This window comes from Nocardioides sp. YIM 152315, assembly GCF_029210375.1.
In the GTDB taxonomy this organism is placed as follows: Bacteria; Actinomycetota; Actinomycetes; order Propionibacteriales; family Nocardioidaceae; genus Nocardioides.
In genome coordinates this window covers 226,008-247,157 of sequence record NZ_JARGER010000038.1, presented here as the reverse complement: position 1 = coordinate 247,157, position 21,150 = coordinate 226,008, and the positions used below count along the sequence as shown (strand labels likewise).

Annotated in this window: 25 protein-coding genes; 14 read left to right on the top strand and 11 right to left on the bottom strand. The window is 71.0% G+C overall.

Annotated elements, in window-relative coordinates; all coding sequences use genetic code 11:
• Nucleotides 1-4 precede the first annotated feature (4 nt).
• Nucleotides 5-742, bottom strand: coding sequence for a response regulator transcription factor (locus PZ894_RS15625; RefSeq protein ID WP_275746168.1), 738 nt, complete (start codon nucleotides 740-742; stop codon nucleotides 5-7).
• A gap of 165 nt (nucleotides 743-907) precedes the next feature.
• Between PZ894_RS15625 and PZ894_RS15620 the strand changes: the two genes are divergently transcribed.
• A complete protein-coding gene (locus PZ894_RS15620; RefSeq protein WP_275746167.1) occupies nucleotides 908-1,177 on the top strand; it encodes a MoaD/ThiS family protein in 270 nt (89 codons plus the stop codon).
• Here the strand turns inward: PZ894_RS15620 and PZ894_RS15615 are convergent.
• Entirely contained in the window at nucleotides 1,098-1,574 is a 477-nt protein-coding gene (locus tag PZ894_RS15615) for a VanZ family protein (protein WP_275746166.1), read from the bottom strand. The genes PZ894_RS15620 and PZ894_RS15615 overlap by 80 nt on opposite strands.
• Nucleotides 1,575-1,706: 132 nt before the next feature.
• Between PZ894_RS15615 and PZ894_RS15610 the strand changes: the two genes are divergently transcribed.
• The 4 genes from PZ894_RS15610 (at nucleotide 1,707) to PZ894_RS15595 (ending at nucleotide 4,039) form a co-directional block, all read left to right on the top strand.
• Nucleotides 1,707-2,156 carry a thioredoxin family protein gene (locus PZ894_RS15610; protein WP_275746165.1) on the top strand — a complete coding sequence of 150 codons (450 nt, stop codon included), beginning with the start codon at nucleotides 1,707-1,709 and terminating at the stop codon, nucleotides 2,154-2,156.
• A gap of 226 nt (nucleotides 2,157-2,382) precedes the next feature.
• Nucleotides 2,383-2,844 carry a DUF4395 domain-containing protein gene (locus tag PZ894_RS15605; RefSeq protein WP_275746164.1) on the top strand — a complete coding sequence of 154 codons (462 nt, stop codon included), beginning with the start codon at nucleotides 2,383-2,385 and terminating at the stop codon, nucleotides 2,842-2,844.
• Between the two features lie 50 nt (nucleotides 2,845-2,894).
• Entirely contained in the window at nucleotides 2,895-3,743 is an 849-nt protein-coding gene (locus PZ894_RS15600) for a sulfurtransferase (RefSeq protein ID WP_275746163.1), read from the top strand.
• Entirely contained in the window at nucleotides 3,743-4,039 is a 297-nt protein-coding gene (locus PZ894_RS15595) for a DUF1416 domain-containing protein (RefSeq protein WP_275746162.1), read from the top strand. The genes PZ894_RS15600 and PZ894_RS15595 overlap by 1 nt, the downstream gene beginning before the upstream one ends.
• Before the next feature lie 61 nt (nucleotides 4,040-4,100).
• On the opposite strand, the gene cysN is transcribed toward PZ894_RS15595, so the two are convergent.
• Together cysN and cysD are read right to left on the bottom strand one after the other, a co-directional pair.
• The gene (gene cysN / locus PZ894_RS15590) at nucleotides 4,101-5,414 is read right to left on the bottom strand and encodes a sulfate adenylyltransferase subunit CysN (protein ID WP_275746161.1); all 1,314 of its coding nucleotides are present in this window, start codon (nucleotides 5,412-5,414) and stop codon (nucleotides 4,101-4,103) included.
• Nucleotides 5,414-6,328, bottom strand: a complete 915-nt coding sequence (cysD, locus tag PZ894_RS15585; protein WP_275746160.1) for a sulfate adenylyltransferase subunit CysD — start codon at nucleotides 6,326-6,328, stop codon at nucleotides 5,414-5,416. The genes cysN and cysD overlap by 1 nt, the downstream gene beginning before the upstream one ends.
• Nucleotides 6,329-6,494: 166 nt before the next feature.
• Here cysD and PZ894_RS15580 point away from each other — a divergent pair, with 166 nt between their 5' ends.
• Nucleotides 6,495-7,661 carry a nucleotide sugar dehydrogenase gene (locus tag PZ894_RS15580; RefSeq protein ID WP_275746159.1) on the top strand — a complete coding sequence of 389 codons (1,167 nt, stop codon included), beginning with the start codon at nucleotides 6,495-6,497 and terminating at the stop codon, nucleotides 7,659-7,661.
• Here PZ894_RS15580 and PZ894_RS15575 read toward each other — a convergent pair.
• Together PZ894_RS15575 and cysC are read right to left on the bottom strand one after the other, a co-directional pair.
• Nucleotides 7,646-8,653 carry a sulfite exporter TauE/SafE family protein gene (locus tag PZ894_RS15575; protein ID WP_275746158.1) on the bottom strand — a complete coding sequence of 336 codons (1,008 nt, stop codon included), beginning with the start codon at nucleotides 8,651-8,653 and terminating at the stop codon, nucleotides 7,646-7,648. The genes PZ894_RS15580 and PZ894_RS15575 overlap by 16 nt on opposite strands.
• Nucleotides 8,650-9,903, bottom strand: coding sequence for an adenylyl-sulfate kinase (gene cysC / locus PZ894_RS15570; RefSeq protein ID WP_275746157.1), 1,254 nt, complete (start codon nucleotides 9,901-9,903; stop codon nucleotides 8,650-8,652). The genes PZ894_RS15575 and cysC overlap by 4 nt, the downstream gene beginning before the upstream one ends.
• Nucleotides 9,904-9,944: 41 nt before the next feature.
• Here cysC and PZ894_RS15565 point away from each other — a divergent pair, with 41 nt between their 5' ends.
• Entirely contained in the window at nucleotides 9,945-10,883 is a 939-nt protein-coding gene (locus tag PZ894_RS15565) for an asparaginase (RefSeq protein WP_275746156.1), read from the top strand.
• A gap of 12 nt (nucleotides 10,884-10,895) precedes the next feature.
• Nucleotides 10,896-11,924 (top strand): GDP-mannose 4,6-dehydratase, encoded by a 1,029-nt coding sequence (gene gmd, locus PZ894_RS15560; protein ID WP_275746155.1) that lies wholly within the window; start codon nucleotides 10,896-10,898, stop codon nucleotides 11,922-11,924.
• Nucleotides 11,925-12,088: 164 nt separating this feature from the next.
• Here gmd (PZ894_RS15560) and manA read toward each other — a convergent pair whose 3' ends face one another.
• A complete protein-coding gene (gene manA, locus PZ894_RS15555; protein ID WP_275746154.1) occupies nucleotides 12,089-13,324 on the bottom strand; it encodes a mannose-6-phosphate isomerase, class I in 1,236 nt (411 codons plus the stop codon).
• Between the two features lie 136 nt (nucleotides 13,325-13,460).
• Between manA and PZ894_RS15550 the strand changes: the two genes are divergently transcribed.
• The 3 genes from PZ894_RS15550 to PZ894_RS15540 are packed head-to-tail and all read left to right on the top strand — an operon-like array spanning nucleotide 13,461 to nucleotide 14,770.
• Nucleotides 13,461-13,835: a helix-turn-helix transcriptional regulator gene (locus tag PZ894_RS15550; protein WP_275746153.1), complete on the top strand. Its 375-nt coding sequence runs from the start codon at nucleotides 13,461-13,463 to the stop codon at nucleotides 13,833-13,835.
• A gap of 3 nt (nucleotides 13,836-13,838) precedes the next feature.
• Complete coding sequence (locus PZ894_RS15545) at nucleotides 13,839-14,429, top strand: hypothetical protein (RefSeq protein ID WP_275746152.1); 591 nt, start codon at nucleotides 13,839-13,841, stop codon at nucleotides 14,427-14,429.
• 50 nt (nucleotides 14,430-14,479) lie between these two features.
• Nucleotides 14,480-14,770 (top strand): DUF2516 family protein, encoded by a 291-nt coding sequence (locus tag PZ894_RS15540; RefSeq protein ID WP_275746420.1) that lies wholly within the window; start codon nucleotides 14,480-14,482, stop codon nucleotides 14,768-14,770.
• Here PZ894_RS15540 and PZ894_RS15535 read toward each other — a convergent pair.
• Both PZ894_RS15535 and rfbB read right to left on the bottom strand, forming a co-directional pair.
• The gene (locus PZ894_RS15535; RefSeq protein ID WP_275746419.1) at nucleotides 14,754-16,148 is read right to left on the bottom strand and encodes a bifunctional dTDP-4-dehydrorhamnose 3,5-epimerase family protein/NAD(P)-dependent oxidoreductase; all 1,395 of its coding nucleotides are present in this window, start codon (nucleotides 16,146-16,148) and stop codon (nucleotides 14,754-14,756) included. The genes PZ894_RS15540 and PZ894_RS15535 overlap by 17 nt on opposite strands.
• 2 nt (nucleotides 16,149-16,150) lie before the next feature.
• Nucleotides 16,151-17,149 (bottom strand): dTDP-glucose 4,6-dehydratase, encoded by a 999-nt coding sequence (rfbB, locus tag PZ894_RS15530; protein WP_275746151.1) that lies wholly within the window; start codon nucleotides 17,147-17,149, stop codon nucleotides 16,151-16,153.
• A gap of 25 nt (nucleotides 17,150-17,174) precedes the next feature.
• Here rfbB and rfbA point away from each other — a divergent pair, with 25 nt between their 5' ends.
• Nucleotides 17,175-18,038, top strand: coding sequence for a glucose-1-phosphate thymidylyltransferase RfbA (rfbA, locus tag PZ894_RS15525; RefSeq protein WP_275746150.1), 864 nt, complete (start codon nucleotides 17,175-17,177; stop codon nucleotides 18,036-18,038).
• A gap of 116 nt (nucleotides 18,039-18,154) precedes the next feature.
• Here the strand turns inward: rfbA and PZ894_RS15520 are convergent, their stop codons facing one another.
• Together PZ894_RS15520 and gmd (PZ894_RS15515) are read right to left on the bottom strand one after the other, a co-directional pair.
• On the bottom strand, nucleotides 18,155-19,117 hold the full coding sequence (locus PZ894_RS15520) for a GDP-mannose 4,6-dehydratase (protein WP_275746149.1): 963 nt from the start codon (nucleotides 19,115-19,117) through the stop codon (nucleotides 18,155-18,157).
• 8 nt (nucleotides 19,118-19,125) lie between these two features.
• Nucleotides 19,126-20,106, bottom strand: coding sequence for a GDP-mannose 4,6-dehydratase (gmd, locus tag PZ894_RS15515; protein ID WP_275746148.1), 981 nt, complete (start codon nucleotides 20,104-20,106; stop codon nucleotides 19,126-19,128).
• A gap of 167 nt (nucleotides 20,107-20,273) precedes the next feature.
• Here gmd (PZ894_RS15515) and PZ894_RS15510 point away from each other — a divergent pair, with 167 nt between their 5' ends.
• On the top strand, nucleotides 20,274-20,636 hold the full coding sequence (locus tag PZ894_RS15510; RefSeq protein WP_275746147.1) for a metalloregulator ArsR/SmtB family transcription factor: 363 nt from the start codon (nucleotides 20,274-20,276) through the stop codon (nucleotides 20,634-20,636).
• Nucleotides 20,633-21,142 (top strand): SRPBCC family protein, encoded by a 510-nt coding sequence (locus tag PZ894_RS15505; RefSeq protein WP_275746146.1) that lies wholly within the window; start codon nucleotides 20,633-20,635, stop codon nucleotides 21,140-21,142. Before PZ894_RS15510 ends, PZ894_RS15505 begins: the two co-directional genes overlap by 4 nt.
• Nucleotides 21,143-21,150 lie beyond the last annotated feature (8 nt).

Here is a 21,150-nt window from a genome sequence, read left to right as displayed (position 1 = left end):
GACCTCAGACGGTCTGCCCGGACTCGCTCCCGGAGCGGGCGTCGGCGACGGCCTGCTGCTCCTTGGCGGGGAGCACGAAGCGGTAGCCGACGTTGCGGACGGTGCCGATGAGGGTCTCGTTCTCGGGGCCGAGCTTGGCGCGGAGCCGGCGCACGTGGACGTCGACGGTGCGGGTGCCGCCGAAGTAGTCGTAGCCCCACACCTCCCGGAGCAGCTGCTGGCGGCTGAACACCCGGCCGGGGTGCTGGGCCAGGAACTTCAGCAGCTCGAACTCCTTGAAGGTCAGGTCGAGGGGACGGTTGCTGATCTTGGCGGTGTACGTCGCGTCGTCCACCACCACCTCGCCGGAGCGGATCACGTGCGACTCGGGGTCGTCGGCCTCCCGACGCGCCTTGAGCCGGCCGAGGGCGAGCTTGATGCGCGCCTCGAGCTCGGCGGGGCCACAGGTGTGCAGCACGACGTCGTCCATGCCCCAGTCGTGGAGCACGACGGCGAGCCCGCCCTCGGTGCAGACGAGGAGGACGGGGACCTCGGTGCCGGTCGTGCGGATCAGCCGGCACAGGTCGCGCGCGTGGGCGAGGTCCTGGCGACCGTCGACGAGCAGCAGGTCGGAGTCGGGCGCCTCGAGCAGCGCGCTGCCCTCGGCGGGCAGCACCCGGACCTGGTGACCCAGCAGCGCGAGCGCGGGGAGCACCTCGGCCGACGGCTGGAGCGCGCTGGTCAGCAGCAGGAGCACACTCACGCGCGTACTCGCTTCGCTCCGTGCGCGCATGAGGCACGAGGGGCGCTGTACCGAAGGATGAGCTCGCTTCGCTCACTCATGGGGTGGTCTCCTCCCGATCGGGCGGGGACCGAAACGCGACGCTGGGCTTCGGCCGGGTGGCTCCGTCGGGAAGAATACCGTGACATGGACGACTCCATCCGCGTGCACTACTGGGCCTCGGCCCGCGCCGCCGCCGGGGTGGGCGGTGACGAGTTGGCGGTCGACGGCCCGATCACGCTCGAGGAGGTCGTACGCCGGGCCGTGGCGCTGCACCCCGGCACGCGGCTGCCCGACGTGCTGAAGGTCTGCTCGACGCTCGTCGGAGACCGCCCGGTCAGCTCCGACGACCCCGGACGGGTCGAGGTTCGTCCTGGTGAGACGGTGGAGTTCCTGCCGCCGTTCGCCGGCGGCTGACCGCCACGGTCAGCGCTCCGAGCAGCCCGCCCAGCGTGTTGGCCACGATGTCGACGTTCGAGGCGGTGCGGGCCGGCAGCAGCAGCCCCTGGGCGAGCTCGACCAGCACGGCCGCCCCGAACGTCCACGCCGTCCAGTCCCGCCACGTGGTCCGCGGCCACAGCACCGACCCGAGAGCCGACACCGGCGCGAGGATGAGCGCGTTGCAGAGGAACTCGGCCCGCGCCTGGGTCGCCCGCTCGGGGTCGAAGCCGACCGTGACCCCGATGTCGCGCACCCACGACGCCATGCCCGACTGCGTGCCCGACGTGGGCGCGAGCAGCGCGAGAGCGAGCAGCGCGACGTACGCCGCGAGCGCGGCCAGCAGCCAGCGCCGCGTCCGGTCCGAGAGCCCCATGGATGGCACGCTGTCACACGATCCTCGGCCCCCATCCCGATTGGTCGCTTCCCGCCCCCTCGCTCCCCCAAATGGGCGATGTCCCGGGGCGAGTCGGGGAATGAGAGCGACCGCCGCCGGGTTGCCGTGGGTGTGAGCAGCGGAGCGTGGATCGTCCTCGCCGCGGTCGTGGTGGCCGTGGGCTTCGGGCTCTACCGCGCGCTCACCGACGGCCACTTCCGCGGCACCCACCGCATCTCGGAGAGCGAGGCGTCGGTCTCGGAACCTGCGACACCGTGGGACGCGGTGCTCGCGGCCATCCCCGGCGCCGAACTGGGGGAGCGGGCGACGCTGCTGCAGTTCTCGTCGGCCTTCTGCGCGCCCTGCCGGGCCACCCGCCGCATCCTCGCCGACGTCGCCGCGGTCGTGCCGGGCGTCGTGCACGTCGAGGTCGACGCCGAGCACCACCTGGGGCTGGTGCGCAGCCTGGGCGTGCTCCGCACCCCGACCACGCTGGTGGTCGACGCCAAGGGGCGTGAGGTCACGCGGGCCTCGGGCGCACCCCGCAAGGAGCAGGTGATCGCGGCCCTGGGGAGCGCATGATGTCCAGAACATGGACAGGCGTCTCGTATGATGAGACACCGATTGTGGGCGGGGTCGGATCGCTCCCTAGTCTGTCTGTCATGTCCTCGACCCTGCTGACGAAGCGCCGCGCAGTGGACCACTGCCGCGTCCGCTCGTCGCTGTGTCGAATGCGCTGACCGGCTGCGTCTCAGCTCCCGCTGAGCTGCGTGGCCCCTTCGTCCACGCACGCGTCCGCAGGAGAGACATGTCCACCACCGCCGCCCCGCACGGCGTCGCCGCCCGGCCCGGGATCGACCCGCGCGGCCCGCAGCTCGCCGCCGCCCTGACCTCGGTCGTCCTGGTGGCCGTGCTGCTGCTGGCACCGGGACCGGCCGCGATCGCGCTCCTGGCGGCGCAGGCCGCGGTCTTCGCGATCGGCGCCTCCCGGGGCGTGCAACGGACGCCGTACTCGTGGCTGTTCCGCACGCTCGTGCGACCCCGCCTCGCGGCGCCGGACGACCTCGAGGACCCGGCCCCGCCGCGGTTCGCGCAGGCGGTCGGGCTCGGGTTCGCGCTCGTCGGACTGGTCGCGCTCCTCGCCGGCATCGACCTGCTCGGGCTGGTGGCCGTCGGCCTCGCGCTGGCCGCGGCCCTGCTCAACGCCGTCTTCCGGTTCTGCCTCGGCTGCGAGATGTACCTGCTCATCAAGCGCGCGACCGCGCACTGAAGTCCCAGACCCCGCGCCCCTTCCTCGGCGCACAGGAAAGGTAGAAGCACATGACCCGAGAGAACTCCCTCGTCACCGCCCAGTGGGTGGAGGAGCACCTGGCCGACCCCAAGGTGGTGCTGATCGAGGTCGACGAGGACACGACGGCCTACGACAAGGGCCACATCCGGGGCGCCATCAAGCTCGACTGGACGACCGACCTGCAGGACCAGGTCCGCCGCGACTTCGTCGACAAGCAGCAGTTCGAGGCGCTGCTCTCCGAGCGCGGCGTCGCGAACGACGACACCGTCGTGCTCTACGGCGGCAACAACAACTGGTTCGCGGCCTACGCCTACTGGTACTTCAAGCTCTACGGCCACCAGGACGTCAAGCTCCTCGACGGCGGCCGCAAGAAGTGGGAGCTCGACTCGCGTGAGCTCACCGACGAGCTGCCGAGCCGCGCCGGCACGTCGTACACCGCGCAGGAGCAGGACCGCTCGATCCGCGCCTTCCGCGACGAGACCGTCGAGGCCATCGGCGTGAAGAACCTCGTCGACGTGCGCAGCCCCGACGAGTACGCCGGCCGCCTGCTCGCCCCGGCCCACCTCCCGCAGGAGCAGGCCCAGCGAGCCGGTCACGTGCCGACGTCGATCAACGTGCCGTGGAGCAAGGCGGCCAACGACGACGGCACCTTCAAGTCCGACGACGAGCTCAAGGCGCTCTACGGCGAGGCGGGGCTCGACGACTCCAAGGAGACCATCGCGCTGTGCCGGATCGGCGAGCGCTCGTCGCACACCTGGTTCGTGCTCAAGGAGCTGCTCGGCCACCAGAGCGTGAAGAACTACGACGGCTCCTGGACCGAGTACGGCTCCCTCGTCGGCGTCCCGGTCGCCGTCGGCGACGAGCCCGGTGAAGCCTGATGTGCGGCGCGACCGAGGGCGGGCTGTCCCTCGACGGGATCGACGTCAAGAAGGAGGCGATCGTCCAGGGCCGCGTCGAGCGGGCCGGCGATCCGGTCGGCAACGCCTACGTGCGCCTGCTCGACCGCACGGGTGAGTTCACCGCCGAGGTGCCGACCTCGGCGAGCGGTCACTTCCGGTTCTTCGCCGGCGACGGCGAGTGGACCCTGCGCACCCTCGCCCCCAAGGCCGACCCGGTGGACAAGAAGGTGATCGCCTCGGTCGGCTCCGTCGCCGAGGTCGTCGTCAGCATCTGAGGTACACCACGCAGCAGGGCCGGACCCATCGGGTCCGGCCCTGCTGCTGTCGGCGCGAGAGTCAGCTGCCGCTGTTGATCATGCCGGCGCCGACGGTGACGCCGGTCGCCTCGTCGATCAGGATGAAGGAGCCGGTGGTGCGGTTCTTCGAGTAGGGGTCGCACAGCAGCGGCACCGTGGTGCGCAGCTGGACGCGGCCGATCTCGTTGAGGCCGAGCTCCTTGGTCTCCTGGTCGCGGTGCAGGGTGTTGACGTCGAGGCGGTACTGGATGTCCTTCACCAGCGCGCGGGCCGAGCGGGTGGTGTGCTTGATCGCGAGCTTCTGGCGCGGGCGCAGCGGCTCGTTGGTCATCCAGCAGATCATCGCGTCGATGTCCTGCGACGGCTTCGGCGCGTTGTTGACGCGCGCGATCAGATCGCCGCGGGAGACGTCGACGTCGTCCTCGAGGCGCACGGTGACCGACATCGGCGGGAACGCCTCGCCGACCTCCTGGTCGAAGAGGTCGATGCCGGCGATCCTCGACGTCATGCCCGAGGGCAGGACGACGACCTCGTCACCGGGCTTGAGGACGCCGCCGGCGACCTGGCCGCCGTAGCCGCGGTAGTCGTGGTGCTCGTCGGACTTCGGGCGTACGACGTACTGCACCGGGAAGCGGACGTCGACGAGGTCGCGGTCGGAGGCGACGTGGACGTGCTCGAGGTGGTGCATCAGCGTGGGGCCGGAGTACCACTTCATGTTGTCCGACCGCTCGACGACGTTGTCGCCCTGCAGCGCCGAGATCGGGATGACCTCGAGGTCGGGGATGTTGAGCTTGGTCGCGAACGCCGTGAACTCGGCGTGGATCTCCTCGTAGACGGCCTGGTCGAAGTCGACGAGGTCCATCTTGTTGACCGCGAGCACCAGGTGCGGGACGCGCAGCAGCGAGAGGATCACGGCGTGGCGGCGGGACTGCTCGGTCAGGCCCTGCCGGGCGTCGACGAGCACGAGGCCGAGGTCGGCGGTGGAGGCGCCGGTGACCATGTTGCGCGTGTACTGCACGTGGCCCGGGGTGTCCGCGATGATGAACTTGCGGTTCGGGGTCGCGAAGTAGCGGTAGGCGACGTCGATCGTGATGCCCTGCTCGCGCTCGGAGCGCAGGCCGTCGGTGAGCAGCGCGAGGTCGGTGTAGTCGTAGCCCTTGGACTGCGAGGTGGCCTCGACCGCCTCGAGCTGGTCCTCGAAGATCGACTTCGAGTCGAGCAGCAGTCGACCGATCAGCGTCGACTTCCCGTCGTCGACGGAGCCGGCGGTCGCGAAGCGCAGCAGGTCCATGTCGCGGGTCTGCTCCGCGACCTCGGCCTTGGTGAGGTCCTGCCCGGAATCCTGGCTGGTCATCAGAAGTAGCCTTCCTTCTTCCGGTCCTCCATGGCGGCCTCGGAGAACCGGTCGTCGCCTCGGGTCGCGCCGCGCTCGGTCACGCGGGCGATGGCGATCTCGTCGATGATCTTGTCGATGGTGTCGGCGTGGGACTCGACGCAGCCCGTGAGGGTGAGGTCGCCGACCGTGCGGAACCGGACGGTCCGCTCTCCGGCGGTCTCTCCCGACCGCAGCGGGTTGTGCTCCGACTCCGTCAGCAGCATGCCGTCGCGCTCGAAGACGCGGCGCTGGTGGGAGAAGTAGATGGAGGGGATCTCGATGCCCTCGCGACCGATGTAGTGCCAGATGTCCAGCTCGGTCCAGTTGGAGATCGGGAAGATCCGCATGTGCTCGCCCTCGTGGATGCGGCCGTTGTAGAGGCTCCACAGCTCGGGGCGCTGGTTCTTCGGGTCCCACTGGCCGAACTCGTCGCGGTGGGAGTAGACGCGCTCCTTGGCGCGGGCCTTCTCCTCGTCGCGGCGGCCGCCGCCGAAGGCGGCGGTGAAGCCGCCCTCCTCGAGGGCGTTGAGCAGCGTGCCGATCTGGAGGCGGTTGCGGCTGGTCTTGCCGTCGTCGATGACGATGCCGTCCTTGATCGCCTCCTCGACGCTCGCGACGATCAGGCGGGCGCCGAGCCGGTTGACCCAGTTGTCGCGGCAGGCGATGACCTCGGGGAAGTCGTAGCCGGTGTCGACCTGGAGCACCGGGAACGGGATCTTCGCGGGGTAGAACGCCTTCTCCGCGAGGCGCATCATCACGATCGAGTCCTTGCCGCCCGAGAACATCAGGACGGGCTTCTCGAACTCGGCGGCGACCTCGCGGAAGATGTGGATCGACTCCGCCTCCAGCTGGTCGAGCTGACTCAGCCGGTAGTCGGCGTGGGTTGCGGTCATGACTGGGTAGCGACCTCTCCTCGGGGCAAGCAGCCCACATCGTAGCCATCGGTCGGCGTCGGGGACGAAGCGCCGATCAAGTCGAGTGACCCGCTTCACTTTACGGCCTCGGATCGCCCTCGGAGGAATCGGTCCACCCCGGCTCCCCGCACCTTAGGCTCGGTGCGTGAAGATCGTGATCGTCGGGCTCGGGTACGTCGGGCTGTCCAACGCCGTCGTCCTGAGCCAGCGCCACGACGTCTGGGCCGTCGACGTCGACTCCGAGCGGGTCGCGATGGTCCACCGGCGGGAGTCGCCGCTGGAGGACCCGGAGCTCGAGGAGTACTTCGCCGGGCGCGAGCTCCGGCTCACGGCGACCACGGACAAGCCGCAGGCGTACGCCGACGCCGACCTGGTCGTGATCGCCACGCCGACCGACTACGACCCGCGGACCAACTACTTCGACACCGGCTCGGTGGAGTCGGTCGTGGCCGAGGTGCTGGCCGTCACCCCGTCGGCGATCCTGGTGGTCAAGTCCACGGTGCCGGTCGGCTTCACCCGGCGGCTGCGCGATCAGCACCCGGAGGCCCGCCTCATCTTCAGCCCGGAGTTCCTGCGCGAGGGGCGTGCGCTCCACGACAACCTGCACCCGTCGCGCATCGTGGTCGGCGACCGGGGTGCGGAGGGCAGGCTCGTCGCGGACCTCCTGCTCGAGGGAGCGCTCGACGACGACGTACCGGTGCTGCTCACCGACTCCACGGAGGCCGAGGCGATCAAGCTCTTCGCCAACACCTACCTCGCGCTGCGGGTCGCCTACTTCAACGAGCTGGACACCTACGCCGTGACGCACGGCCTCGACAGCGCCCAGATCATCGAGGGGGTCGGTCTCGACCCGCGGATCGGCACCCACTACAACAACCCGAGCTTCGGGTACGGCGGCTACTGCCTGCCCAAGGACACCAAGCAGCTCCAGGCCAACTACCGCGACGTGCCGCAGAACCTGATCAGCGCGATCGTCGACGCCAACACCACGCGCAAGGACTTCGTGGCCGCCGACATCCTCGATCGGAGGCCCGAGACCGTCGGCATCTACCGGCTGATCATGAAGGCGGGGTCGGACAACTTCCGGATGTCCTCGATCCAGGGCGTGATGAAGCGGATCAAGGCCAAGGGCGTCGAGGTCATCGTCTACGAGCCGGCCCTGGACGGCGACGACTTCTTCAACTCCGAGGTCGTCCGCGACCTCGACGAGTTCAAGAAGCGGGCCGACGTGATCGTCGCGAACCGGCGCACCGAGGTGCTCGACGACGTGGCGGAGAAGGTCTACACCCGCGACATCTACGGCCGCGACTGAGTCGGTGCGCCCCGGGCGCCGTACTCGACGTTGTCGAGCTCGGTGACGGTCGGTGCGCCGAACATCGGCAACCCCTGGGTCTTGCGGATCAGGCCCCAGATCAAGGGCACGAGCACCAGCATCGCGAGACCGACCAGCGCGATGAGGACCGGGTGGGTCTCGTCCTCGCCGAGCGGCGCCCAGCCCGACTTGTCGAGCAGTGCGACGCCCGACATCGTCAGCACGATCACGATGCCGCGCCGGATGATCGACTGCGGCACCCGTGGGGCGATGCGGCTGCCGATGATCGTGCCCGGCACGGAGCCGAGCACGAGCGGGATCAGGATCGACCAGTCCAGGCCGTTGATCACGATGTTGGAGATCGCGGCGGCGAGCACCAGCGGCACGGCCTGCACCAGGTCGGTGCCGACCAGCTTCACCGCGGAGAGGCCGGGGTAGAGCATCAGCAGCGCGATCATGATGACCGAGCCGGAGCCGACGCTGGTCACGCCGACGAGCAGGCCGCCCAGGGCGCCGACCAGCAGGGTCGGGAGCGGCCGGATGCGGGGGTCGGGGTCGGCGTCGGCCGCGCCGCCACGGACGCGCCGCAGGTTGATGTAGAGGCGCAGGGCGTACGTCGACGCCGCGAAGAGCAGGGCGAAGCCGATGCAGACCTTGAGCAGGTTGTCGAGCGACTCCGGTTCGTCGCCGGCGATCCGGTGGATGATCCACGGCCCGAGCAGCGCCATCGGGACCGAGCCGATGATGAGCCAGCGGGCGAGCGTGAAGTTCGGGGACCCCTCCTTGGCGTGCACCGCCGCCCCGCCGGTCTTGTAGACGGCGGCGGCGGTCAGGTCCGCGGTCACCACGGTCGCGGCGTCGCCGACGCCGAGGAAGATCAGGGCCGGCGTCATCAGGGCGCCGCCGCCCATGCCGGTCAGGCCGACGACGATGCCGACCACGAAGCCGGCGATCAGGATGCCGAAGAAGCCGTCGGCGATGAGGTCGTTCATACGTTCGTCCTCCGGGGGCCGGGGGCCGCGGTGGTCGCGTCACCGGCGCCGGCGAGGTCGAGGTGGCCGGTCCGGGCGAGGGCGGCGACGACGTCGTCGAGCGCGTCGTCGATGGTGCGGCCGGTGGTGTCGACGCGGACGTCGGCGTCCTCCGGCTCCTCGTAGGGAGAGGAGATGCCGGTGAACTCGGGGATCTCGCCGCGGCGCGCCTTCGCGTAGAGGCCCTTGCGGTCGCGGCGCTCGCACTCCTCCAGCGGCGTGGCGACGTGGACGAGGAAGAACGCACCGCCGGCGTCCTCGACCATCGCCCGCACCTGCTGGCGGGTCTCGTCGAACGGCGCGATCGGGCTGCACACCGCGAGGCCGCCGTGCCGGGAGATCTCGGCGGCGACCCAGCCGATCCGGCGGATGTTGGTCTCGCGGTCGGTCTTGGAGAAGGTCAGGCCGGCCGTGAGGTGGCGGCGTACGACGTCGCCGTCGAGGCTCGTGACGCTGCGGACGCCCTGCTCGAGGATCCGGTCCATCAGCGCCCGGGCGAGCGTGGACTTGCCGCTGCCCGAGAGACCGGTGAAGAAGAGCACGAGACCCTGCTCGGCCGGGTCCGGGCGCTCCCGGTCGACGATCGCCTGGATCGCCGGCGGCGAGGAGGAGTCGGAGTCGGGCACGCCGATGACCGGGTCGGGACCGGCGTAGTTGGCCACGACCTGGAGGCCGAGCGCGTGGTCGACCTCGGGGTCGCCGTGCGAGGCCAGCGGGACCGCCACGACCACGGCGTCGGGCATCAGGTCGGCGGCCGCCAGCGTCGCGCGGATCAGGCCGGTGGGGGACAGCTCGGGCGTCCCGTGCCCGACCAGGGCGAGGAGCAGCACCGGGCCGGTCGTGCCGACGACCTCGATCTCGGCCTCGGTGAGGGCGTCGACGACCGGGACGACCGTGCGGCCGGCGTACCGCTCGCGGACCTGCGCCGGCGAGAGGTGGAGGCGCCGGAAGGGGCCGTACTGCGCGTGGGTCAGCGGGGTCACCTCGCCGCCGGGCACGGCGACCCGGGCGAGTGGCAGCCCCTCGGGGTCGACGAGCTCGACCGCGCCCGCCTCCGTCGCGGCGGTCGCGACGTCGCCCGGGAGCGTCAGCGTGACGGGGCTGCCGGCCTCGCCGAAGGCCGCCGTCGGGGCGAGGGCGCCGACCGTCAGCAGCTCGAGGTCGTCGAGCTCCCGGGGCAGGGGGCAGTACTGCGGGACGGAGGGCGGCACGGCGGCAATCCTGCCATTTCCAGTGAAGTTAATGTGCACCCATGTCTAACCCCGCCGTCGTGGCCGAGCTCGTCCGATCCGGAATCGTCGAGGGGCACCACTACGGCTCCGTGACCGCCCTCGACGCCGACGGACGGGTCGACTGGGCGATCGGCGACGTCGACCGGCCCCTCCTGCCTCGATCGTGCAACAAGCCGGTCCAGGCGCTCGCGATGGTGCGGCTCGGCCTCGACCTGCCGCCGGAGCTGCTTGCGCTCGCCTGCGCCTCGCACTCGGGCGAGCCCTTCCACCTCGACGGCGTGCGCCGCATCCTCGCCACCGCCGACCTGGACGAGCGCCTGCTGCAGACGCCGCCCGACTTCCCGCTGGACGACGTCGAGCGGGACGCCGTGCTGCGCGCTGGCGGTGACAGGACGCCGTTGCAGATGAACTGCTCGGGCAAGCACGCCGCGATGCTCGTCACCTGCGCCCGCAACGACTGGGACCTCGCGACCTACCTCGACCCGGACCATCCGCTGCAGCGAGCGAGCCGCGCGACGTACGAGGAGCTCACCGGCGAGCCTGCCGCTGTCGCCGTCGACGGCTGCGGGGCGCCGCTCCTCTCGGCCTCGCTGACCGGCCTCGCGCGGGCGTTCCGCCAGCTGGCGGTCGCCCAGGAGGGGCCGGAGCGGCTGGTTGCCGACGCGATCCGCCGGCACCCCGAGTGGGTCTCCGGCACCCGCCGCGACGAGCGCGCGCTCCTGGGAGCGATCCCCGGCGCGATCGGCAAGATGGGAGCCGAGGCGTGCTTCGCGCTCGCGCTCGACGACGGGCGGGCCTTCGCGCTCAAGGTGGACGACGGCGCCATGCGCGCCTGGCCGGTGGTCCTCGCGGCCGCGCTGCGGCGATCGGGGGTGGACGGCGAGGAGCTGCGACGCGTGGGGCATGTCCCGCTGCTGGGCGGCGGTCGCGAGGTCGGGGAGATCCGCGCCCTGGTGTGACACGCTTTGCGCGTGACGCGACGGGCACTGATCACGGGGATCACCGGGCAGGACGGCTCCTACCTGGCCGAGCTCCTGCTCGCGAAGGGCTACGAGGTGCACGGCCTCCGCCGGCGCTCGTCGACCTTCAACGGGTCGCGCATCGAGCACCTCTACCGGGACCCCCGCGACCCGGAGACCCGGCTCTTCCTGCACTACGCCGACCTCACCGACGAGTCGCGGCTGACCCGGCTGCTGCGCCAGATCCAGCCCGACGAGGTCTACAACCTCGCCGGCCAGTCGCACGTCGCCGTCAGCTTCGACGAGCCCGAGTACACCGGCGACACCGTCGGCCTCGGCGTCGTGCGGCTGCTCGAGGCGATCCGCACCGCCGACCTCGACTGCCGCTTCTACCAGGCCTCCAGCTCGGCCATGTTCGGCGTCGCGCCGCCGCCCCAGCACGAGGACACGATCTGCCGGCCGCTGTCGCCGTACGGCGCCGCGAAGCTCTACGCCCACTGGGCGACGGCCACCTACCGCGAGGGCTACGGCATGTACGCCGTCAGCGGCATCCTCTTCAACCACGAGTCGCCCCGCCGCGGGGAGACCTTCGTGACCCGGAAGATCAGCCGCGCCGTCGCGCGCATCCAGGCCGGCCTCACCGACTACCTCTACATGGGCAACCTCGACGCGGTGCGCGACTGGGGCTACGCGCCGGAGTACGTCGAGGGCATGTGGCGCATGCTCCAGACCGACGCGCCGCGCGACTACGTGCTGGCCACCGGCCGCAGCTTCTCGGTGCGCGACTTCGTGGTCACGGCGTTCGAGCACGCGGGGCTCGACTGGGAGAAGCACGTGCGCCTCGACGAGCGCTACCTGCGCCCCACGGAGTCCGGCGAGCTGATCGGCGACGCCGGCCGCGCCGAGCGCGAGCTCGGCTGGCGGCCCACGGTGCACACCGAGGAGCTGGTGCGGATCATGGTCGACGCGGACGTCGAGGCCGTGGAGCACGAGGGCGCTCACTGGGTCGATCGCCCGCGCGACTGGCCGCCGAGCTCCTGACTCAGACGAGTTGTTCCAAGGGATCGTGCCGGCGAGCGGCGCTCAGCGCCGCGCTGGCAAGGCGCGGGAGCGACGTCGTACCTGCCCGTCCTGCGAGCGACCGCAACGCAGCCAGCGCGGATGCTGGGCGTCGCGCAGCGCGCGAGCCCTTGGAATGAGTCGTCTCAGCCTGCGGGGACGCTCGCGATCGCGACGGTGCCGTCGCCGCCGAGCTCCACCGCGCCGTCGGCGTGCGGGACGAAGAGCGCCTGACCCTTGCGGAGCCCGAGGCGAACGGTCGCGCCGACCACCTCGACCTCGCCGTCGAGGCAGAGCAGCGTACGGGGGCCCTCGCCGGGCAGGCGCGCCTCGGGGGCGCGCGTGATCGTCAGCGCGAACTCGGCCACCGGCGGCTCGTAGCGGAGCGTGCTGGCGCTGACCGTCGTCGGCTCCCAGATCGGAGCGGGGATCGGCGTGAAGTTCGCGATGTGCAGCAGCTCGGGGACGTCGACGTGCTTGGGGGTCAGGCCCGCCCGGACGACGTTGTCGGAGGCCGCCATGATCTCGACCCCGAAGCCCGAGCTGTAGGCGTGCACGACGCCCGCGTCGAGGAACATCGCCTCTCCGGGCGAGAGCACGACGTGGTTGAGGAGCAGCGTCACGAGCACGCCGGGGTCCTCGGGGTACTGCTCCGCGAGCACCGCGGTCTGGGCGAAGAGTCGAGTGCTCTCTCGCTCCACGCTGGAGCGATCGAGGTAGATCCGACCGGAGATGCGGTTGCTCTGGTGACCGCGGCGCTCGGCCGCCGTCGCCGCCGCCGCGATCTCGGCGACCAGGCGACGCAACGGGTCGCCGCGCTGGTCGAGGATCTCGCCGACGACGCGGTGCAGGGCCTGGAACGGCGGCGCCGCGCCCAGCTCCTTGGCGACGCGGTCGGCCCACGGGTGCTCGAGCAGACGCAGGATGCGGATCGTCTTCTCGACGTCCCGGAAGCCGGCCATGCCCTCGAAGCGCGTGATCGCGACGAGCATCTCGGGCTTGTGGAACCGGTCCTGGTAGCTGCGCTCGGGGGCGCCGATCGGGATGCCGGCCTGGTCCTCGAGGTCGTAGCCGATGCGCGCCCGCTCGGTCGTCGGGTGGACCTGGAGCGACAGCGGCTCGGCGGCGGCGAGGGCCTTCACGAGGTAGGGCAGTCGCGGACCGAAGATGTCCAGGGTGCGCGCACCGAGCGTGTCCTCGGCGTACGCGCCGATGTGCTCGTCGAGCCGGGTGCCGTCGGGCAGACGGGACGGCGCGCCCGGGTGGGCGCCCACCCAGAGCTCGGCCTGCGGCCGTCCGTCCGCGGGCAGGTCGAGGAAGCGGGGGATCAGGGTCGGGGATCCCCACGCGTAGTCCCGCGTCGCGCACGTCAGCTGCTGCACGACTCCGATCGTAGGCGGCTTCCGTGATCCACCCACCCGCGTCGGCCCTCCCGTCGCCGCGCGGCGGGCGGCGTGTGGACGGGCTCACACCCGCTGTGCTTGCAAAGTGCTTGCTGCTGCTAGCACAGTGGAGGGCATGGCGAAGGGAAAGGTCGGGAAGACCGTCGAGACCCTCGGCGACTACCTGCGACAGCAGCGCGAGAGCGCCCACCTGTCGTTGCGGCAGCTCGCGGAGCAGGCCGGCGTCTCCAACCCCTACCTCAGCCAGATCGAGCGCGGACTCCGCCGGCCGTCCGCCCAGGTGCTGCAGCAGCTGGCCAAGGCGCTGCGCATCTCCGCCGAGCAGCTCTACGTGCGCGCGGGGATCGTCAGCCCCGAGGAGGGAGTCGGCGGCTCCGTCGAGCTCGCCATCCTCGCGGACTCCGCGCTGACCGAGCGACAGAAGCAGTCGCTGCTCGACGTCTACGCGTCGTTCCTCGCCCTCAACGGGACGACCCAACCGAAGGAGTAACCCATGCCCAAGTTCGAGCTGCCCACCTTCGACCTGTCCACCTTCGACCTGGCCGAGCTCCCGCCCGAGGTCGCGCGACCCCTGTACGCCGGCGTCGGCGCGACCGACATCGTCGTGGGCTACGTCCGCGACGCGGTCGCCGACGTGCAGAAGCGGTTCGCCGACCTCGACCTCGAGCCGAAGTCGCTGCGCGACGCGCTGTCCAGGGACGCCCAGGCCCGGCGCGAGTCGATCGAGAAGCGGGTCGCCGGCCTGCAGGCCGAGGCCGCCGGCCTCCCCGCCACGGTGAACGCGGTGTACGCCGACCTCGCCAAGCGCGGTGAGGTCCTGGTCGGCCGGATCCGCACCCAGGAGGCGACCCGGGCGACCGCGACCGCCGCCCGGACCACGACGGCGAAGGCGAAGACCACGAAGACGCAGGCCACGAAGTCCGCGAAGTCCACGAAGTCGTCGACCAGGAAGACCACCTCGACCGCCAAGAAGTCCTCGGCCGCCCCGAAGCGCAGCGCCAAGGCGACCGGCACCGCGGCGAAGAAGACCGCCTCCAGCGCCGCACGGGCCACCACCGACGCCACCGCGAAGGTCGGCGACTGACCGATCCGCCGCTGCTCGACCACCGTCGGGCCACGTAGGCTGTGCCCGTGATGACGACCGTGCTGGACCTGCAGATGGGCGTGATGCTCGTCGTCTACCTGGTGTTGCTCGCGGTGAAGGTCTTCGCCTTCGTCAACTCGCTGATGTGGTCGACCGAGCACTACACGGCGGCGGGCAAGCTCACCAAGCCGGCCTGGACGATCATCCTCGGGCTGGGCGTGCTCGTGCAGTTCCTCTTCCCGGGCGTGATCAACCTGCTCAACCTGGTCTTCACGATCGCGGCGTTCGTCTACCTCGCCGACGTGCGCCCGGCGCTCGCCGGTCTCACGCGTCGGCGCTGACGCCGACGTACCTCTCCAGCGCGACCGTCGCGTGCTCGGGGACGAAGCCGGTCGCCTCGATCTTCGCGAGGCTCATCGCGCTGTTGAGCGGCCGCGGCGAGTAGTCGCTCCTGCCGGCGAAGTACTCCTCGGTGGTCGTCGGCGTCACGTCGGCCGCGTCGCGACCGGAGAGCCGGAAGACCGCCTGCGCGATCTCGGCCCACGACTGCACGGGCCCGCCGTTGCTGAGGTTGTAGGTGCCGTACGTCGCGCGCGTGTCGAGCAGGTGGCGCGTCGCGCGCGACAGCTCGGCGGTGAACGTGAGTCGGCCGCGCTGGTCCGCGACGACCGACGGCGAGACACCCTTGGCGGCGAGGGACTGCATGGTCCGCACGAAGTTGCTGCCGTCGCCGATCACCCACGACGTGCGCAGCAGGTAGTGCCGCGGCGCGGTGCCGATCGCGATGTCGCCGGCGGCCTTGGACTGGGCGTAGACCCCGAGCGGGGAGACCGGCTCGTCCTCGCTGTGCTCCTCGGCCGTGCCGTCGAAGACGTACTCGCTCGAGTAGTGCACGACCGTGAAGCCGTGCTCGCGCGACAGCCGGGCCAGCGTGGCCGGCGCGCCGGCGTTGGCGGCCCACGCCGTACGCCGTCCCTGCGGCGACTCCGCCGCGTCGACCGCGGTGTAGGCCGCGGCGTTGAGGACCACGGCGTATTCATGCCAGGGCCACGCCTCGATCGCGGCCGCATCGGTGACGTCCAGCTCGTCGCGGCCCACCAGGTCGGCGTCGGGGAAGTCGACCTGGAGGGCCCGGCCGAGCTGGCCGCGGCAGCCGATGATCAGCGTCCTCTTCGGCGCCATCGGCGTGACCGCGTCGAGCAGCGGCGTGCTCAGGTCCTTCTCGGAGATCTCGGCGTCGGCGAGGGGGATCGGCCACGGGATGGCGACGGTGGGGTCGGCGAGGTTGAGCGCCGGGTACGCCGTGCCGGGCCGCCAGTGGTCGTTGACCAGGTAGGAGTAGGCGGTGCCGTCCTCGAGCGCCTGGTAGGAGTTGCCGACCCCACGAGGGACGAAGACCGCGACGTCGGGATCGATCTCGACCGTGAACACCGCGCCGAAGGTGTCGCCCTCCCGCATGTCGACCCACGCGCCGAAGACGCGGCCGGTCGCCACCGAGACGAACTTGTCCCACGGCTCGGTGTGGATGCCGCGGGTGGACCCGCGCGCGGCGTTCCACGCGACGTTGTGCTGCACCGGGCCGAAGTCGGGCAGCCCGAGCGCGACCATCTTCTCGCGCTGCCAGTTCTCCTTGAACCAGCCGCGCGCGTCCTCGCGCCGGTCGAGGCGGACGACGAGGAGGTCGGGGATGGGCGTGGTCTCGACCGACAGGTCGCCCACCGTCACTGGCCCTTCGCCGCGTACGCGGCCTCGACGGCGTCCTTGTGCGGCCGCCACCAGGCCTCGTTCGCGACGTACCACTCGATCGTGGCCTCCAGGCCCGCGTCGAAGTCCTGGTACTGCGGCCGCCAGTCCAGCTCCTGGCGCAGCTTGCCGGACTCGATGGCGTAGCGGCGGTCGTGGCCGGCCCGGTCGCGGACGAACTCGATGTCGTCGTCGCCGCGGCCGAAGTGGCGCAGGATCGCCTGCACGACCTCGAGGTTGTTCTTCTCGCCGTCGGCGCCGATCAGGTAGGTCTCGCCGATCCGGCCACGCTCGAGGATCGCGAGCACCGCGGAGGAGTGGTCCTCGGTGTGGATCCAGTCGCGGACGTTGAGCCCGTCGCCGTAGACGCGCGGCCTGCGGCCGTCGATGACCTCGGTGATCTGGCGCGGGATGAACTTCTCGATGTGCTGCCAGGGGCCGTAGTTGTTGGAGCAGTTCGAGATCGTCGCGCGCACCCCGAACGAGCGCACCCATGCGCGCACCAGGTGGTCGGACCCCGCCTTCGACGCGGAGTACGGCGAGGACGGGTTGTACGGCGTGTCCTCGGTGAACCGCTTGGGGTCGTCGAGCTCGAGATCTCCGTAGACCTCGTCGGTGGACACGTGGTGGAAGCGCTTGTCGTGCTTGCGGGCCGCCTCGAGCAGCGTGAACGTGCCGACCACGTTGGTGCGGATGAACGGGCCCGGGTCGGAGAGGCTGTTGTCGTTGTGCGACTCGGCGGCGTAGTGCACGACCGCGTCGACGTCGGCCACCAGCGGCTCGACCACCTCGGGCTCGGCGATGTCGCCGATCACCAGCGTCACCCGGTCGTCGGGAAGGCCCTCGAGCGACTCCTGCGTCGCGGCGTACGTCAGCTTGTCGAGCACGGTCACGTGGGCGTCGGTGGTGGCCACGACGTGGTGCACGAAGTTGGAGCCGATGAAGCCGGCGCCGCCGGTCACGAGGATGCGATCCATGGGCCTGATCCTAGGATGTGTGCCCATGCGCGGAATCATCCTGGCCGGCGGCACCGGCTCGCGGCTCCACCCGATCACGTTCGCGGTGAGCAAGCAGCTGATGCCGGTCTACGACAAGCCGATGATCTACTACCCGCTGTCGACGCTGATCCTGGCGGGGATCCGGGACATCCTGGTGATCACGACCCCGCACGAGGCGGAGCAGTTCCAGCGGCTCCTCGGCGACGGCAGCCAGTTCGGGATCTCGATCAGCTACGCCGTGCAGCCGAGCCCCGACGGCCTCGCGCAGGCCTTCATCATCGGCGAGGAGCACGTGCGCGACAGCGTCTCCGGGCTGGTCCTCGGCGACAACCTCTTCTACGGCCCCGGCCTCGGCACGCAGCTCAGCCGCTTCAACGACCTCGAGGGCGCGGCGGTCTTCGGCTACCGCGTGGCCGACCCGACGGCGTACGGCGTCGTCGAGTTCGACGACCAGATGCGCGCGGTGTCGCTCGAGGAGAAGCCGGAGAGGCCGAAGAGCAGCTTCGCCGTCCCCGGCCTCTACTTCTACGACCAGACGGTCGCCGAGCGTGCCAAGGCGCTGGAGCCGTCGGCACGCGGTGAGCTCGAGATCACCGACCTCAACCGCACCTACCTCGACGAGGGCACGCTCCAGGTCGAGGTGCTGCCGCGGGGCGTCGCCTGGCTCGACACGGGGACGTTCGACGACCTCAACGACGCGGGCAACTACGTACGCGCCATCGAGCACCGGCAGGACACCAAGATCGGCGCGCCCGAGGAGGCGGCCTGGCGGATGGGCTTCCTCAGCGACGACGACCTCGTCGCGCGCGCCGAGCCGCTGGTCAAGAGCGGCTACGGGCGGTACCTGCTGGGGCTGCTCGACGACTGAGGTCGGGTGCTCGCGGGATACCCGGTGCACCGGGTATTCCCGCGCTTCTCGGCGGTTGCAACACCCGAGAAGCGCCCGCAGTGCCCGAGAAGTAGAGGAGCGCGGGGGTTGGCGCCTCAGCCGCTGAGTGACCCGAGGTCGGCGTCGACCATCCGGCCGACCAGGTCCTCGAAGGCCACGGTGGGCGCCCAGTCGAGCAGGCGACGCGCCCGCGAGGCGTCGCCGACGAGCTCGGTCGCGTCGGCCGGGCGGACGAACGCCTCGTCGACCAGCAGCCGGTCCTCCCAGTCGGTGACGCCGGCGTGGCTGAACGCGGCGGCGGCGAAGTCGCGCACCGAGTGGCCGACGCCGGTGGCGATCACGAAGTCGCTGGCCATCTCGGCCCGTGCGGCACGCACCATCGCGTCGACGTAGTCGGGAGCCCACCCCCAGTCGCGACGGGCGTCGAGGTTGCCGAGGGTCAGCGTCTCGGCGCGTCCGAGGGCGATCTCCGCGACCGTCGAGGTGATCTTGCGGGTCACGAACTGGCGCGGACGGCGCGGCGACTCGTGGTTGTAGAGGATCACGCTGGTCGCGTGCAGGCCGCGCTGGCGGTAGACGTGGGCCGACAGGTGCGCGAACGACTTGGCGGCGCCGTACGGGTTGAGCGGTCGGATCGGCGTGTGCTCGTCCTGCGGCGCGCGGTCGGGCTCACCGAAGATCTCGGCGCTCGACGCCTGGACGAAGCGGACCACGCGGCCGGTGCGCTGCTGGAGCTGCCACGCCGACTCCATCAGTGCCGCCGCGGCGGTGCCGTTGAGCCGCGCGGTCACGTCGGGCCGCTCCCAGGAGCGCGCGACCGAGCTGAGCGCGGCGAGGTTGTAGACCTCGTCTGGCGCGACCTGCGTGACCAGGTCGCGCACCCGCTCCACGTCGAGGAGGTCGCCGACGTGCACCTCGACACCGTCGACCGCGGGCACCGGCTCGTCGGGGGTGGCCAGCGCGTGGACCTCCGCGCCCGCGGCGAGCAACTGCTCGGTGAGGTAGCTGCCGTCCTGGCCGCTGGCGCCCGTGACGAACGCGCGTAGCCCTCTCGACATGGCAGGGCTCACCAGCCCTGCCGGGTGGCCTGCAGGTCGGCGTCGACCATCATCGCGACCAGCTCCTCGAAGGAGACCCTCGGCCTCCACCCGAGCACCTCGCGTGCCTTGGTCGCGTCGCCGATGAGCTGGTCGACCTCGGCCGGCCGCATGAAGCGCTTGTCCTGGCGCACGTACGGCGTCCAGTCGTCGATGCCCACGTGGCCGAACGCGACGTCGAGGAAGTCCCGGATCGAGTGCGTCTCGCCGGTCGCGACGACGTAGTCGTCCGCCGTGGGCTGCTGGAGCATCAGCCACATCGCCTCGACGTAGTCGCCGGCGTAGCCCCAGTCGCGCTGGGCATCCAGGTTGCCGAGGACGACGTCGTCCTGGAGGCCGAGCCTGATGCGGGCGACGGACTCGCTGATCTTGCGGGTGACGAACTCCGGGCCGCGCCGCGGCGACTCGTGGTTGAAGAGGATGCCCGAGGAGGCGTGCATGCCGTAGGACTCGCGGTAGTTGATCGTCATGTAGTGCCCGAAGACCTTGCTGACGCCGTACGGCGAGCGCGGCCACAGCAGCGTCGACTCGCGCTGCGGCACCTCCTGGACCTTGCCGAACATCTCCGAGCTCGAGGCCTGGTAGAAGCGGACCGCTCCGGGACCGTCGCCGGCGTGGAGGCGCACGGCCTCGAGCATGTTGAGCACGCCCTTGGCGGTCACGTCGGTCGTGAGCGCGGCGTTCTCCCAGGAGTAGGCGACGAACGAGACCGCGCCGAGGTTGTAGACCTCGTCGGGGTCGGCGTCGCGCAGCGCCCGGATCAGGCTCGACATGTCGGTCAGGTCGCCGTGGTGGAGGCGTACGTCGGGCAGCAGGCGCCGCACCAGGTCGAGCTTCGGGTTGTTCTGACCGCGGATCAGCCCGTGGACGTCGTACCCCTTCTCGAGGAGGAGCTCGGCCAGGTAGAGGCCGTCCTGGCCGGTGATCCCGGTGATGAGCGCGGTCGGCATGGGTCGATTGTGCCGACTCCGGCCCGGAGCGTGCGGATCGCGGGCCCGACGGCCGAGACCCCGCCGCCCTCGTCGGGCTCGTCGGAACCTCTGCAACCAGATGGTTGACAACGCCGATCGACTCGCCTAGCCTCTATTCAACTAATCGGTTGAACAAGGAGGTTGCGGTGGTCGACCAGCTGTCCCGGGTCTTCCAGGCCCTGGCGGACCCCACCCGCCGCGACCTGGTGGCGCGACTCGCGGCACACGGCGACGCGTCGGTGGGCGAGCTCGCGGCGCCGTACGCCGTGAGCGTCCAGGCCGTCTCCAAGCACCTCAAGGTGCTCGAGGACGCCGGCCTGGTCAGCCGCAGCCGGGACGCGCAGCGTCGGCCGGTGCACCTCGAGGCGGAGGTGCTGGACCTGATGACCGCATGGATCGAGCGCTACCGGCGCCAGGCCGAGGAGCGCTTCCGGCGCCTCGACGCCGTGCTCGCAGAGATGAACGACGACCCCGTCGACCACGACCCCGAGGAGGGGACCGCATCATGAAGACCCAGAACCAGAACCAGAACCAGACGCAGAGCCAGACCGAGATCGAGGCCGTGCCGGACCTGCCGGTCATCCGGATCACCCGCGAGTTCGACGCCCCGCGCGAGCGGGTCTTCCGGGCCTGGACCGACGCCGACCTGTTCGCGAAGTGGGTCGGTCCGCGCAGCATCGACACCACCATCGACGTGTGGGACGCCCGCACGGGCGGGGAGTGGCGCTACACCGCGCGCCGCGACTCCGACGCCTTCCAGATGGGCTTCTGGGGCTCCTTCCACGAGGTGCGCTCGCCCGAGCGGCTCGTGCAGACCTTCTCCTTCGAGGGCGCGCCCGACGGCGTCAGCCTGGAGACAATGACGTTCGATGAGCTCGAGGGCGGCCGCTGCCGCATCGTGGCGACCTCGGTCGTGGAGTCGATCGAGATCCGCGACCAGATCATCGCCAGCGGCATGGACGTCGGCGTGGTCGAGGGCTACGAGAAGCTCGACGCGCTCCTGGCCGGCCAGTGAACGGGCCA

Excerpts from the sequence above, each read along its gene's own strand:
- PZ894_RS15620 (WP_275746167.1), top strand. The coding sequence starts at position 908 with ATGGACGACTCCATCCGCGTGCACTACTGGGCCTCGGCCCGCGCCGCC.
- PZ894_RS15615 (WP_275746166.1), bottom strand. The coding sequence starts at position 1,574 with ATGGGGCTCTCGGACCGGACGCGGCGCTGGCTGCTGGCCGCGCTCGCG.
- PZ894_RS15605 (WP_275746164.1), top strand. The coding sequence starts at position 2,383 with ATGTCCACCACCGCCGCCCCGCACGGCGTCGCCGCCCGGCCCGGGATC.
- PZ894_RS15600 (WP_275746163.1), top strand. The coding sequence starts at position 2,895 with ATGACCCGAGAGAACTCCCTCGTCACCGCCCAGTGGGTGGAGGAGCAC.
- PZ894_RS15595 (WP_275746162.1), top strand. The coding sequence starts at position 3,743 with ATGTGCGGCGCGACCGAGGGCGGGCTGTCCCTCGACGGGATCGACGTC.
- cysN (WP_275746161.1), bottom strand. The coding sequence starts at position 5,414 with ATGACCAGCCAGGATTCCGGGCAGGACCTCACCAAGGCCGAGGTCGCG.
- cysD (WP_275746160.1), bottom strand. The coding sequence starts at position 6,328 with ATGACCGCAACCCACGCCGACTACCGGCTGAGTCAGCTCGACCAGCTG.
- PZ894_RS15575 (WP_275746158.1), bottom strand. The coding sequence starts at position 8,653 with ATGAACGACCTCATCGCCGACGGCTTCTTCGGCATCCTGATCGCCGGC.
- PZ894_RS15565 (WP_275746156.1), top strand. The coding sequence starts at position 9,945 with ATGTCTAACCCCGCCGTCGTGGCCGAGCTCGTCCGATCCGGAATCGTC.
- PZ894_RS15550 (WP_275746153.1), top strand. The coding sequence starts at position 13,461 with ATGGCGAAGGGAAAGGTCGGGAAGACCGTCGAGACCCTCGGCGACTAC.
- PZ894_RS15545 (WP_275746152.1), top strand. The coding sequence starts at position 13,839 with ATGCCCAAGTTCGAGCTGCCCACCTTCGACCTGTCCACCTTCGACCTG.
- PZ894_RS15540 (WP_275746420.1), top strand. The coding sequence starts at position 14,480 with ATGACGACCGTGCTGGACCTGCAGATGGGCGTGATGCTCGTCGTCTAC.
- rfbB (WP_275746151.1), bottom strand. The coding sequence starts at position 17,149 with ATGGATCGCATCCTCGTGACCGGCGGCGCCGGCTTCATCGGCTCCAAC.
- rfbA (WP_275746150.1), top strand. The coding sequence starts at position 17,175 with ATGCGCGGAATCATCCTGGCCGGCGGCACCGGCTCGCGGCTCCACCCG.
- PZ894_RS15520 (WP_275746149.1), bottom strand. The coding sequence starts at position 19,117 with ATGTCGAGAGGGCTACGCGCGTTCGTCACGGGCGCCAGCGGCCAGGAC.
- gmd (WP_275746148.1), bottom strand. The coding sequence starts at position 20,106 with ATGCCGACCGCGCTCATCACCGGGATCACCGGCCAGGACGGCCTCTAC.
- PZ894_RS15505 (WP_275746146.1), top strand. The coding sequence starts at position 20,633 with ATGAAGACCCAGAACCAGAACCAGAACCAGACGCAGAGCCAGACCGAG.